Below are 12,187 nucleotides of genomic sequence, written 5' to 3'. Positions count from 1 at the left end.
GAGCCCTGATGCTAGCTATGGTGAGCCAATGTCGGCGCAGGCCGGATCAGGCGCTGATGGATGCCAGCTCGTGGCGCTTCAACGCCAGCAATGTGATGAGCAGCGCCAGCGTGGCGATCAGTGCCATGCCGATATAGGTCGCGCTGAAGCCCGGGGCCAGCAGATCGGGGGCGAGCCGGCTCAGATCGCCATCGCTGCCGGCTGGCAGGCGGAAGTGGAACAGCATGGAGCAGATGGCCACGCCGACGGCACCGCCGAGCTCCCGCCCGAAGTTGAACAGCGACATGCCGATGCCGCGATCCTGCCGTGGCAGGGCATTTTGCACTACTACCGAGAGGGCGGGCAGCACCAGACCGAGACCAATACCGGCAAACCCGAGCGCCAGTCTGACCCAGGCGTCGAAGTGGATCTGCCAGAGCGCCACCGCCGCGAGGCCAAAGCCCACCGCGACAAAGCTCTTGTAGTGGCCGGTACGGCCAATCAGCTTGCCTCCGACAAAGGCGCCGGCAGTGATGCAAATCATGAAGATAACCATGATGGCGCCGCTCTCGCTGGCGCTCATCCCCTTCTGCCACTGCATCTGCAACGGCAGATAGACCAGCACGGCAAACATCAGCAACTGGGAGAGCATCACCAGCAGCACACTCACCAGATAGCCGGGCAACCGGGCCAGATGGGCGGGCAATATGGGGTCGTGGGCGCGCCGTTCAATCAGAATCAGCAGCAGCAGTGCAACGCCCAGCGCCGCCGAGAGCCAGACGGCGGGCAGCGCCGATTCCGGCGAGAGCAGCAACAGGGTGAGCGTGGTGACGGTAATCAGCAGAGCCGCCCCCTTCCAGTCGAAGCGACTGTGGCGACGCACGTTGAGCTGCTTGAGGTTGCGGTTGATGAGAAAGACTGCCAGCGCCCCGAGCGGCAGATTGATCCAGAAGATCCAGCGCCAGCTGAGCTGCTCGGTGAAGTAGCCGCCGAGCAAGGGGCCAGCGATACTGGAGACCGCATAGACCGCCGAGATGTAGCCCTGATACTTGCCCACCTCCCGCGGCGGAATGGTGTCGGCAATCACGGTAAACGCGAGGGCAATCAGGCCGCCGCCCCCCAGCCCTTGCAGTACCCGTGCCGCCAAAAGGGTCGGCAGATCCTGGGAAAGAGCACAGGCCACCGAGCCCGCCAGAAACAGGCCGATGCCGATATTGAGCATCCGCACCCGGCCAAAGAGATCGCTCAGTTTGCCGTAGAGAGGCAGCACGGCGGTGGCCGCCAACAGGTAGGCGGTGACCACCCAGGTGAGGGCGCCACCGGCGTGCAACTCGGCGCCAATCATGGGCAGCGGGGTGGTGACTATGCTCTTTTCCAGTGAACCGAGCGCGATCACCAGCGCCACACTGGAGAAAATGGTTTTGGGGGATATTTTCGAGGTCATAAGCGGACTCGCTGATCTGATATGCCAAAGTATCCGGCAATGAACGGATTATTGTCTCACAAATCAGCAAGAGATAGAAAAAACGGCGGCCACAATATGCCCAACCATGAGGCCGATCCCACAAAACGCCGATCGTTTCTGCTAGCCTGCTCTATTTGATTCGAGGAGCCCCCATGAGCGAGCGTGAGCAGTACGGGTTTGATCACTACGATGCCCTGATTTTCGATATGGATGGTACTCTGGTTGATTCCATGCCCCTCCACCTCGATGCCTGGGAGCTCACCTGCGCCGAATTCGGCATCCCCTTCGAGCGGGATCAGCTCTATCAGTACGGCGGCATTCCCACCCGCAAGATCATCGCCATGCTGGCCGAGCAGCAGGGGCTGACGGTGGATGTCGAAGCCTTTACCCGCCGCAAGATTGCCCTCTATATGGCACATATCGACAAAGTCAGCGTCTTTCCCAAGATGTGGGAGCTGGTCAGGCACTATCACGGCAAGGTCAAGATGGGGATTGGCACCGGCTCACCGCGCAATCAGGCGGACTCCATCCTCAAAAGCACCGGGCTCGATGCCTATATCTCGGTGGTAGTGAGCGCCGATGATGTCACCAACCACAAGCCGCATCCCGACACCTTTTTGCGGGTGGCCGAGCTGCTCGGCGCTAATCCGGCCAACTGTCTGGTGTTTGAAGATACCCGGATCGGGCTTGAGGCTGGCAAGGCGGCAGGGATGGATACCGTGCTGGTTATCGAAGGTGACCTGCACCCGCGCTAAACGGCTCAGGGGCAAGCAGGCAAACCAATAAAATGGTGCCATCACAGTGGCACCATTTTTTGTTTACGTGAGCATAGCGGCAGCGTCAGTGCCCGGACAGAGTTGCGATCGCAGCCGGAATAGTGGCAACCGTCAGACAAAGGGCGTTGGCGTTGGCCTCATCCTGTAGTGCTGATGAGTACGAAGCAGCTCAAGGGCTTCGGCCGGGGTATCTGCAAAGGTGGGGGCGGCGATGGCGGCAAATCCCTGTTCGACCAGTTGACGACGCTCATCGCTATAGCTGGGTGCATTGGCATCTAGATAGGTAAGCGCCTGAGCCTGCTTGAAAAAGTGATAGTTAGGCATCGATTGGCCCCGCAAAAATAAAGCGCCATTCTACTCCTTTTTGCTCCGCCGCCAGCGTCAATCTGTGACGTATCAAGTGATCTATTTCACATTTTTATCAACAAACCTTTACCGGTTGGGCGCCGTCCAAATCTCCTCTTCACACGGCGTCAGACAACACCCGATACCGTCAGTCTGCGCCAAACAAAACGCCTCCACAAAGGAGGCGTTGCGACTGAAACAGGGTGGCTCCCGTTACATGGCATTCGTCGATTCGAAGATCTTGTCCGCCGAGGCCTCGACAAAGCCCGGATAGAGCGCACCATCAGCCTGCGGATAGCGCAGGGCAAACTCGTAGAAGCAGCTCGGGATAGTACGCACCCCATCGCTGAACGGCACCTCTGCTTTGTCCGCCATGGTGGAGGATTGCTCCAGCATCACCTGCGGGTCCCCTTTCACCTCGCCACCCACACTGTTGAGCACAAAACCCGCCGCCTTGAGCGCAGCATTGACCTGATGGATGGTGTCGAAATCCTTCAACTTGTTGATATTGACCGTGAAGTGGTTGGCACGATAGCCCCATGCTGCCATCCATGCCGCGTACTCGCTCTCCGCCAGCAGAGTCTGATAATCGGCATAGGAGACCTGCCAGGGGGCGCCGGTGTAGAGAAATGCCGGGGTATCGGTCAGATGATCGGGCACCTGATCCGCCAGCTTGTGGATGATGGCCTGGGCAGCCGGAGAGAGCTCTTCCACCTTCAGCTCACTGATAAACACCTTGGGAGCGTCCGGATCCTGATGCTCGAAGTGCTTGGCGTAGAGCTTCTTGGCCTTGAAAACGTACTCGCCCTTCTGCTCGTAACCGAGCGCCAGAAAGTGGGCCGCCAGCTTCTCCAGCCCCAGCTTGGGCAGGTTGTAGGTACGAAACGCCACGTGATCGTTGACGATGGGCTCGCCGCCACCCAGCAGGGTGTGCACCTTGAGGGCGCTCGGGGTCACCTTGATGTAGTTGTCCCACAGATGGCTGAACAGGGTGTCGATATCCTTTTGCATCTCTCTTTCCTTTGATTGCGGGTACGAAACGGGGCCCCGATGGGTGCCCCTTGTAGTTGTCTGTTTAGAAGAAGAGGCCCGGCGAGAGCTGCTCAGGCATAGCCGCCTTGCTGTCTTCCACGGAGGCAACCGGATAGGCACAGTAGTCAGCGGCGTAGTAGGCGCTCGCCCTGTGGTTACCGGAAGCACCGATACCACCAAACGGTGCGGCACTGGAGGCGCCGGTGATGGGTTTGTTCCAGTTGACGATACCGGCGCGGATCCGCTTGAAAAAGTGATTCCAGTCCGCCTCCTTGTCACCCAGCAGACCGGCCGAGAGACCGTAGCGGGTGGCGTTGCCCTGATCGATGGCAGCATCGAAATCGTCATAGCGAATGAGCTGCAGCAGCGGGCCGAAGTACTCTTCATCCGGCACCTCGCTGACTGAGGTCACGTCGATAATGCCCGGGGAGACAAAGCCGGTACCCGCTTCCAGATGCTTGAGGGTAAGCAGGCTCTCACCACCGAGGCGCTGCAGGTTGGCTTGCGCCTCGACCATGCCAATCGCAGCCTTCTCGCTAATCATCGAGCCCATGAACGGCTGTTCGGCGGCGTCATAGAGGCCGACCTTGATCTGGCCGACCACCTCGATCAGTCGCTTGACCAGGGCATCGCCCCGCTCGCCACGCTCGACAAACAGACGGCGGGAACAGGTGCAGCGCTGACCAGAGGTAATAAACGCCGACTGGACGATGGCATGGACGGCGCCGTCGATGTCGCTCACCTCTTTCACGATCAGCGGGTTGTTGCCGCCCATCTCCAGCGCCAGAATTTTGCCCGGCTGACCGGCAAACTGCTGATGGAGGAAATGACCGGTGCGGGAGGAGCCGGTAAAGAAGAGGCCGTCGATGTCGGGGTTGCCAGCCAGCGCCTTGCCAGTCTCGACCTCCCCTTGCACCAGATTGAGCACCCCCTTGGGCAATCCGGCCTGCTGCCACACCTTGACCATGGCCTCGGCCACCATGGGGGTCAGCTCGGAGGGTTTGAACACCACGGCGTTACCCGCAATCAGCGCCGGGACTATATGGCCGTTGGGCAGATGACCCGGGAAGTTGTAGGGGCCGAACACCGCCACCACACCGTGGGGCTTGTGACGGACAAACGCCTTGGCGCCCGGCATGGCATTTTCAACGGTGCCGGTACGCTCGTCGTGCGCACGGATGGAGATGGCAATCTTGCCCTGCATGGCGGCCACTTCGGTGCGGGTCTCCCACAGCGGTTTGCCGGTTTCGCGGGCGATGGTCAGGGCCAGCGCCTCTTTCTGCTCGCCGAGCAGGTCGGCATAACGGCGCACTATGGCCAGACGATCCTCAAGGCTCATATCCGCCCAATGGTAAAAGGCGGCACGGGCGGCCTTGACGGCGGCATCCACTTGCGCCGCGCTGGCGGCAGCCCCCTGCCAGATCACCTTGTTCTTGGCCGGATCGGTTGACTCGAACGGCTTGCCTTCACCGGCAAGCCACTGACCGTCGATAAATTGCACTAACTGGCTCATCCATTCACTCCCTGTCGCTGACAGGCAGCCTCGGCTGCCTGTCTGATAATCGGTTTGCTTGTCCTGTTTGTCTCAGTCGAGGTCGACCACCCGCACCATGTCGCCATCCTGCACCTTGAGTGCCGCCGCCATCTTGGGCGGGATAATGGCTTCATGCTTGTCGAGATCGACCCGGATATTGCCGTAGCAGGCGCGGTAATGCTCGAAACGGCTGTTGCAGATAAGGTGGGTCTTGCCACCGATGGGCTCGCCCACCAGCACCCGCAGTTTCTTGCTGCGGCGCACGCTGCGGATATTCTTCACGTCGCACTCGACGGTGGGGCCCGCATCGAAAATATCGACGTAGCCACGGTTCACGAAGCCCTCGTCCTGCAGCATCTTGATGGCCGGGCGGGTCTTCTCGTGGGTCTGGCCGATAACGGCCCGCGCCTCTTTGCTCAGCAAATTGACGTAGATGGGGTACTTGGGCATCAGTTCGGCGATAAAACGCTTCTTGCCGATGCCGGTCAGATAGTCGACGGTGGGAAAATCCATCGAGAAGAAGTGGGTTTGCAGCCACTCGTAGAAGGGACTGTGGCCGTTGGCATCGGAGACGCCGCGCATCTCGGCGAAAACGGTCTCGTCAAACAGCTCGGGGTGCTCGGCCATAAACAGAAAGCGGTGCTTGGAGAGCAGGCGGCCGTTGAGCCCCTCGCGGGCACATTCGCGCAAGAACAGGGTGCAGAGCTCGGAGTTGCCGGTGTAGTCGTTGGAGAGGGTCAGGGTTTCAACGACGTTGTAGATGCCGAGCTTGGGGGAAGAGTGCACCACCTTGCCGATATGGTAGTTGTAAAACGGCTGGGAGAGGCCAACCGCGGCATCGATGGCACAGGTGCCCACCATCTCGCCGGTCTCCAGATCCTCGGCCACGAAGAAGTAGAGGCAGTCCCCCTTGCCGGCGGGCTTGTCGGAAAAAGTCTGGGTAGAGGCATCAATCTTGCGCTGCAGCAGCTCATCGTTGACGGGCAACGAGGTCATGCCGGTGCCGGACTCGATGGCGCAGGTCTTGAGCCCGGCAAAATCTTTTTGCTCGATGGGACGGATAACCAACATAAATGACAACTCCCTTTCATTGACGACAGGTGGGGTCCCGGCTCCTGCCGGGAGAGCTCCCCACCTCAATTTGGAATCAGGCGTTAACCACCTGGGCAACCGCCTTCTCGAAGCGGGCCAACCCTTCCTTGATGTCCGCTTCCGGGATCACCAGTGAAGGGGCAAAACGAACCACGTTGGTACCAGCCACCAGTGCCATCAGCCCCTGATCGATGGAGGCCAGCAGGAAGTCGCGGGAACGCCCCTTGTAGGCATCGCTCAGGGCCGCGCCCAGCAGCAGCCCCTTGCCGCGGATCTCGCTAAAGCAGTGGTATTTGGCGTTGATCGCCTCAAGCCCCTCGCGGAACAGCTGTTCGCGTTGCTTGATGCCAGCCAGCACCTCCGGGGTATTAATCACGTCGATCACCGCCTCGGCGACCGCACAGGCAAGCGGGTTGCCGCCGTAGGTAGAGCCGTGAGTGCCCACTTTCAGGTAAGAGGCGATTTCGTTGGTAGTCAGCATGGCGCCAATAGGGAAACCGCCACCCAGCGCCTTGGCGCTGGTGAGGATGTCCGGCGTGACGCCAAGCCCCATGTAGGCGTAGAGCTCGCCGGTACGACCGACGCCGGACTGCACTTCGTCATACACCAGCAGGGCATTGTGTTTGTCGCACAGCTCGCGCACCCCTTTGGCAAACTCGTCGGTAGGACGAATGATGCCCCCCTCCCCCTGCAGCGGCTCCATCACCACGGCGCAGGTGTTGTCGGAGATCACCTCGGCCAGCGCCGCCAGATCGTTGTAGGGGACGTGGGTGATGTCACCGGGCTTGGGCCCGAAACCATCTGAGTAGGCAGCCTGGCCACCGACGCTGACGGTAAAGAAGGTACGACCGTGGAAGCCCTGATTGAAGGCGATGATCTGGGTCTTCTGCTCGCCAAACTTCTCGATGGCGTAGCGGCGAGCCAGCTTGAGAGCGGCTTCGTTCGCTTCGGCGCCGGAGTTGCAGAAGTAGACCTTGTCGGCGAAGGTGGCGGCGACCAGCTTCTTGGCCAGACGCAGGGCTGGCTCGTTGGTCATGACGTTGGAGAGGTGCCACAGCTTCTCGCCCTGGTTTTTTAGGGCCTCGACCAGCTTGGGATGACAGTGACCCAAACCGTTGACGGCGATGCCACCGGCGAAGTCGACATACGCGCGCCCTTCCTGATCCCAGACACGTGACCCTTCACCACGCACCGGGATGATCTTGGCGGGCGCATAGTTGGGAACCATCACTTCATCAAACACTTCACGTGTCACTGCCAACAACTCTGACATATAGCTCTCCTTCGATTCGGCGACAGAATAATCCACCGCCCAAAAGTTAAATCCGTGTAAACGTGACGGGATTATCACAGAAATAAAGTAAAAAGTCTGTAACGAGACGGCCTATAAGGAACAATGTTCGATTGCTCTTGAGATTTTAGGCAACCGCATTGCATAACGACTCAGGGGGGCTTGGCAAGAGATAATTTGGGCAGGAGAGGGGGTGAATAAAGTGTCAGGGAAATTTTTTTTGCCTTCTCTCGAACTTGAGAAGGCGATCACAACTTTTTATGAACGCGCCAGAAAGTTGGCCAGCAACTGATGGCCCTGCTCGCTCAAAATACTCTCCGGATGGAACTGAACACCCTCGACAGGGAGCGTCTTGTGGCGCAGTCCCATGATCTCGTCAAACGAGCCATCGGCATGCTCGCTCCAAGCGGTGATCTCGAAGCAGTCGGGCAGCGTGTCGCGCTCCACCACCAAGGAGTGGTAACGAGTCACCCTCAGCGGGTTGTTGAGCCCCTTGAACACCCCCTCATGGCGATGGTGGATGAGCGAGGTTTTGCCGTGCATTACCTGACGGGCACGCACTACGCGGGCACCGAAGGCCTGCGCCAGCGACTGATGACCGAGACAGACACCGAGAATGGGCAGCTTGCCAGCGAAGTGGCTGATAGCGTCGAGAGAGATCCCCGCCTCATTGGGCGTACAGGGACCGGGAGAGATCACCAGAAAACGGGGGGAGAGCTGCGCTATGGCATCAAGCGTCAGTTCATCATTGCGCTTGACCACAACCTCTTGTCCCAGGGCGCCGAAATATTGCACCAGGTTCCAGGTAAAAGAGTCGTAGTTATCGATCAACAACAGCATGAGATAACCAACAGCGGAGAATTAACGATCGAGATAACGACCCTGTTCCATTTCCCGTTCACGCTGACACTCGGCCAGATAGATGGCGGCAGCAACGGCAGGGGTTTTATGGTGCTTGTCGATGGCATTGGAGACCATCAACTGCAGGGTATTGAGGTTTTTCGCCTTGCGAAATTTACGTAGCCAGTGACCTTTGTCACTCAGCTCTTCAGCAGAAATAGTTGGTTGAACAGGCATGCTTTCTCTTGGGGATATTACCCAGGTTGAAATAAAGAAATTAAACAAAATAGCCGGGCAGAAAATAAAGAAAGCCAGGCAAATACCCAGCTCTCTTCTACTACACCTTCCCAGTATGTCAGGCTCGAGGAACGAAGCCGACTACATCATATACGCTGGTCAGGGTTTTTTCAGCTCTTTCGCGCGCCTTTTGTGCGCCTTCTGCCAGAATCGCGATCAGATGGGCCTCATCCTGACGCAACTCGTGGAAACGGGCCTGGATCGGTTCCAGCAGCGCAACCACGGCTTCGGCGGTTTCGGTCTTGAGGTGACCGTACATCTTGCCTTCGAAGTGCTGCTCCAGCTCGGGGATGGAGCGGCCGGTCACACCGGACATCAGGGTCAGCAGGTTGGAGACACCCGGTTTGTTTTCCGGGTCGAAACGCACCACCGCCGGCTCGTCGGAGTCGGTCACCGCACGCTTGATCTTCTTGACGATCTGCTTGGGATCTTCCAGCAGGCCGATGAAGTTGGCTTCGTTGTCATCCGACTTGGACATCTTCTTGGTCGGATCCTGCAGACTCATCACCCGCGCCCCTTCGGTCGGAATGAAGGGCTCCGGCATGGTGAATACCTCACCATAGAGGTTGTTGAAACGGGTGCAGATGTCGCGGGTCAGCTCGAGATGCTGCTTCTGGTCGTTGCCGACCGGCACCTGATTGGCCTGATAGAGCAGAATATCAGCGGCCATCAGCACCGGATAACCGAACAGGCCGACGTTGACGTTGTTCTCGAAACGGGCGGACTTGTCCTTGAACTGGGTCATGCGCGACAACTCACCCATCTGGGTATAGCAGTTGAGGATCCAGCCCAGCTCGGCGTGCTGCGGCACGTGAGACTGGATGAAGACGGTGCTCTTCTTGGGATCGATACCGACCGCCAGATAGAGGGCTGCCGCGTCCAGACAAGCCTTGCGCAGGGCTGCCGGGTCCTGACGAGTGGTGATGGCGTGCAGGTCGACGATGCAGTAGAGGCAGTCGAACTCATCCTGCATGTTGACCCACTGACGCAGGGCCCCCATGTAGTTGCCGATGGTCAGTTGACCGGAGGGTTGCGCTCCGCTCAATACGATTGGTTTAGTCATGAGAGTGTTAATCCTTGTTATTCAGCCAGCCCAGCTGCGCTATTAGACCAAAAGTGCATCGAGCTGGGCAAACTGCTCGAATACCCAGTCTGGATGGGAGTCGGCGATGGGACGGCCATAGTTGTAGCCGTATGTAAGACCCACCACCTTCATGCCAGCCGCCTTGGCCGCCAGCACATCATTTTCTGAGTCACCCACCATCAGGGTGCGAGCCGGGCTCACCCCCAACTCCAGGCAAGCGTGCAGCAAGGGCTCCGGGCTCGGCTTCTTGACCGGCACGCAGTTGCCGCCAAGCCAGAGTTCGAAACAATCGCTGATGCCGAGGGCATCGAGGATGGGGGCCACGAAATCGCTCGGCTTGTTGGTGACGATCGCTTGCTTGTAGCCCAGGCTTTGCAAGCGACGCAGACTCTGCGCCACCCCGTCATACATCGCCAGCCCTTGCAGCAGGCAAGCGTTGTAGTGCTGGAAAAAGATCGGGCGGGCCTTGGCAAACAGCTCGGGATCGGCCTCGCGATAGGCGAGCGCCCGCTGGATCAGCTTGTCGGCGCCGTTGCCGACCCAGGTACGGATCACAACTTCATCAGCCTGTGCCAGACCGAGGTCTGCCAGAGTCAGATTGACTGCCAGCGCCAGCTGGGCGGCGCTGTCAATGAGGTGCCGTCCAGATCGAACAGCACCAAATCAAATGCGCGCTCAGCGTGTGACATGAGCCAGCTCCGCACGCATCTTGTCGATCACCGCCTTGTAGTCAGGCTGGCTGAAAATGGCAGAGCCGGCGACAAACATGTCGGCACCCGCTTCGGCGATCTCGCGAATGTTGTCGACCTTCACCCCGCCATCGATCTCGAGACGGATATCGCGGCCGCTCTCGTCGATCAGACGACGCACCTGACGCAGCTTGTCGAGGGTACCGGGGATGAAGCTCTGACCACCGAAGCCCGGATTGACCGACATCAGCAGGATCACGTCCAGCTTGTCCATCACATACTCGAGGCAGGAGAGCGAGGTAGCAGGATTCAGCACCAGACCGGCCTGGCAGCCCATCTCCTTGATGAGGCCCAAAGAGCGATCAACGTGATCGGATGCTTCCGGATGGAAGGTGATGAGGGAAGCACCCGCCTTGGCAAAATCAGGAATGATGCGATCCACCGGCTTGACCATCAGGTGCACGTCGATGGGGGCCTCGATACCGTAGTCACGCAGCGCCTGACAGACCATGGGGCCAATGGTCAGGTTGGGGACATAGTGGTTGTCCATCACGTCGAAGTGAACCACGTCGGCACCGGCAGCCAGTACCTTGGCTACATCGTCACCCAGACGGGCAAAATCGGCAGAGAGGATCGAGGGGGCAATCAGAAAGTCTTTCATCAGCATCATCCATTGGCAGCCAGGGAGAAAAAGCGGCGCAATTTTAACGTAAAAGGCGGGCGAAAACGACTCGAATGCGGGGTAAATGGGGCAATCACCTCCCCTCCCCCAGCAACCCGGGTTATAGGACATCGGCACGGGCGCGGACTCGCCCATAAAAAACGGCGCATGGTCTGTTACGTCAGTGGCAGCAGTTCACTGTCGCTGGGATAGTAGCCCTGCTCCGGTTCGATTCCGGGCGGATAGAGCGCCAACAATTCGGCAACCTTGTTACGGGTGCCGCCGTTGCGACTGATGGTACGCTTGACCAGGATCTCGTCGAGGCGAGCACCGCGATAAAGCTCACGAGTCAGCTCGATATCGTGGTTGCTGATCAGTACCGGCACCCCTTTGTGAGCGGCGGTGTGGCGGGCCAATCGCGCCAGGATCGCCTGATCATCCAGGGTAAACCCACCGGAGGCATAGGTGGTGAAGCTCGCCGTAGTGGAGAGCGGCGCGTAGGGTGGATCACAATAGATAACCCAATCCTCTTCGGCACGCTTGATGGCATCGGCGTAGCTCTCGCAGATAAAGGTCGCCTTCTGCGCCTTTTCGGCAAAGGCCCACAGCTCTTTTTCCGGGAAATAGGGTTTCTTGTAGGAACCGAACGGCACGTTGAAGCCGCCCTTCTTGTTGTAGCGGCACAGTCCGTTGAAACCGTGACGGTTGAGGAACAGGAACAAGAGTGCCCGCTCGAAGGTGGTCTCGGTCTGATTGAACTGGGTACGCAGCCGGTAATAGGCCGCCTTGTGGTTGTGCTCTGCCACAAACAGCTTGCGCGCCTCGGCAATGAAACTGTCCGGCGTCAGCTTGAGGTGGTTGTACAGGCAGATCAGATCCGGATTGATGTCGTTGAGCACATACGCGTCGTAGTCGGTGTTGAGAAACACTGACCCGGCCCCGACGAAGGGCTCCAGCAACACACGCCCGGCCGGCAGGCGCTCGGCAATCTCTTCAACCAGGGAGTATTTTCCCCCGGCCCATTTTAAAAAAGCGCGTGTTTTTTTCATGGAAATCCGGTGTGTAAGAAGGCAAGACCCAAAAAGGGGGACGATTCTACCCC

12 protein-coding genes and 1 pseudogene are annotated in these 12,187 nt (G+C 58.9%); 1 reads left to right on the top strand and 12 read right to left on the bottom strand.

Annotation, left to right across the window (positions count from 1 at the left end; all coding sequences use genetic code 11):
* Positions 1–46: 46 nt before the first annotated feature.
* Positions 47–1,423, bottom strand: a complete 1,377-nt coding sequence (locus tag ACTG19_RS18445) for an MDR family MFS transporter (protein WP_439989394.1) — start codon at positions 1,421–1,423, stop codon at positions 47–49.
* A gap of 173 nt (positions 1,424–1,596) precedes the next feature.
* On the opposite strand from ACTG19_RS18445, the gene ACTG19_RS18440 reads away from it, so the two are divergent.
* Positions 1,597–2,199, top strand: coding sequence for an HAD family hydrolase (locus ACTG19_RS18440; RefSeq protein WP_439989393.1), 603 nt, complete (start codon positions 1,597–1,599; stop codon positions 2,197–2,199).
* A gap of 132 nt (positions 2,200–2,331) precedes the next feature.
* Here ACTG19_RS18440 and ACTG19_RS18435 read toward each other — a convergent pair whose 3' ends face one another.
* From ACTG19_RS18435 to ACTG19_RS18385, 11 genes and pseudogenes are all read right to left on the bottom strand, one after another.
* On the bottom strand, positions 2,332–2,544 hold the full coding sequence (locus tag ACTG19_RS18435; RefSeq protein ID WP_439989392.1) for a hypothetical protein: 213 nt from the start codon (positions 2,542–2,544) through the stop codon (positions 2,332–2,334).
* 234 nt (positions 2,545–2,778) lie between these two features.
* Positions 2,779–3,576 (bottom strand): DUF1338 domain-containing protein, encoded by a 798-nt coding sequence (locus ACTG19_RS18430; protein WP_270905264.1) that lies wholly within the window; start codon positions 3,574–3,576, stop codon positions 2,779–2,781.
* Between the two features lie 64 nt (positions 3,577–3,640).
* A complete protein-coding gene (astD, locus tag ACTG19_RS18425; RefSeq protein ID WP_439989391.1) occupies positions 3,641–5,110 on the bottom strand; it encodes a succinylglutamate-semialdehyde dehydrogenase in 1,470 nt (489 codons plus the stop codon).
* A 72-nt stretch (positions 5,111–5,182) separates the two neighbouring features.
* On the bottom strand, positions 5,183–6,202 hold the full coding sequence (gene astA / locus ACTG19_RS18420; RefSeq protein WP_005334994.1) for an arginine N-succinyltransferase: 1,020 nt from the start codon (positions 6,200–6,202) through the stop codon (positions 5,183–5,185).
* Between the two features lie 76 nt (positions 6,203–6,278).
* Positions 6,279–7,496 carry an aspartate aminotransferase family protein gene (locus tag ACTG19_RS18415; RefSeq protein WP_439989390.1) on the bottom strand — a complete coding sequence of 406 codons (1,218 nt, stop codon included), beginning with the start codon at positions 7,494–7,496 and terminating at the stop codon, positions 6,279–6,281.
* 276 nt (positions 7,497–7,772) lie between these two features.
* Complete coding sequence (locus ACTG19_RS18410; protein ID WP_113739713.1) at positions 7,773–8,354, bottom strand: aminodeoxychorismate synthase component II; 582 nt, start codon at positions 8,352–8,354, stop codon at positions 7,773–7,775.
* A 21-nt stretch (positions 8,355–8,375) separates the two neighbouring features.
* A complete protein-coding gene (locus ACTG19_RS18405) occupies positions 8,376–8,591 on the bottom strand; it encodes a hypothetical protein (protein WP_005334997.1) in 216 nt (71 codons plus the stop codon).
* A gap of 118 nt (positions 8,592–8,709) precedes the next feature.
* Complete coding sequence (trpS, locus tag ACTG19_RS18400; protein ID WP_005362251.1) at positions 8,710–9,714, bottom strand: tryptophan--tRNA ligase; 1,005 nt, start codon at positions 9,712–9,714, stop codon at positions 8,710–8,712.
* A gap of 42 nt (positions 9,715–9,756) precedes the next feature.
* Positions 9,757–10,424: pseudogene (locus tag ACTG19_RS18395) on the bottom strand (phosphoglycolate phosphatase).
* Positions 10,411–11,085 (bottom strand): ribulose-phosphate 3-epimerase, encoded by a 675-nt coding sequence (gene rpe, locus ACTG19_RS18390; RefSeq protein WP_005335006.1) that lies wholly within the window; start codon positions 11,083–11,085, stop codon positions 10,411–10,413. Before rpe ends, ACTG19_RS18395 begins: the two are co-directional and overlap by 14 nt.
* Positions 11,086–11,261: 176 nt before the next feature.
* The gene (locus ACTG19_RS18385) at positions 11,262–12,134 is read right to left on the bottom strand and encodes a Dam family site-specific DNA-(adenine-N6)-methyltransferase (protein WP_005335008.1); all 873 of its coding nucleotides are present in this window, start codon (positions 12,132–12,134) and stop codon (positions 11,262–11,264) included.
* Between the last annotated feature and the right edge of the window lie 53 nt (positions 12,135–12,187).

The sequence above is a fragment of the Aeromonas sp. 3P genome, assembly GCF_051919745.1.
Lineage (GTDB): Bacteria > Pseudomonadota > Gammaproteobacteria > Enterobacterales > Aeromonadaceae > Aeromonas > Aeromonas veronii.
The sequence above is the reverse complement of the archived record's forward strand: the minus strand, read 5'-3'. Positions and strand labels throughout refer to the sequence as shown.

What these genes read in the sequence shown, in the direction of transcription:
- ACTG19_RS18445 (WP_439989394.1), bottom strand. Translation starts at nt 1,423, where the DNA reads ATGACCTCGAAAATATCCCCCAAAACCATTTTCTCCAGTGTGGCGCTG.
- ACTG19_RS18440 (WP_439989393.1), top strand. Translation starts at nt 1,597, where the DNA reads ATGAGCGAGCGTGAGCAGTACGGGTTTGATCACTACGATGCCCTGATT.
- ACTG19_RS18435 (WP_439989392.1), bottom strand. Translation starts at nt 2,544, where the DNA reads ATGCCTAACTATCACTTTTTCAAGCAGGCTCAGGCGCTTACCTATCTA.
- ACTG19_RS18430 (WP_270905264.1), bottom strand. Translation starts at nt 3,576, where the DNA reads ATGCAAAAGGATATCGACACCCTGTTCAGCCATCTGTGGGACAACTAC.
- astD (WP_439989391.1), bottom strand. Translation starts at nt 5,110, where the DNA reads ATGAGCCAGTTAGTGCAATTTATCGACGGTCAGTGGCTTGCCGGTGAA.
- astA (WP_005334994.1), bottom strand. Translation starts at nt 6,202, where the DNA reads ATGTTGGTTATCCGTCCCATCGAGCAAAAAGATTTTGCCGGGCTCAAG.
- ACTG19_RS18415 (WP_439989390.1), bottom strand. Translation starts at nt 7,496, where the DNA reads ATGTCAGAGTTGTTGGCAGTGACACGTGAAGTGTTTGATGAAGTGATG.
- ACTG19_RS18410 (WP_113739713.1), bottom strand. Translation starts at nt 8,354, where the DNA reads ATGCTGTTGTTGATCGATAACTACGACTCTTTTACCTGGAACCTGGTG.
- ACTG19_RS18405 (WP_005334997.1), bottom strand. Translation starts at nt 8,591, where the DNA reads ATGCCTGTTCAACCAACTATTTCTGCTGAAGAGCTGAGTGACAAAGGT.
- trpS (WP_005362251.1), bottom strand. Translation starts at nt 9,714, where the DNA reads ATGACTAAACCAATCGTATTGAGCGGAGCGCAACCCTCCGGTCAACTG.
- rpe (WP_005335006.1), bottom strand. Translation starts at nt 11,085, where the DNA reads ATGAAAGACTTTCTGATTGCCCCCTCGATCCTCTCTGCCGATTTTGCC.
- ACTG19_RS18385 (WP_005335008.1), bottom strand. Translation starts at nt 12,134, where the DNA reads ATGAAAAAAACACGCGCTTTTTTAAAATGGGCCGGGGGAAAATACTCC.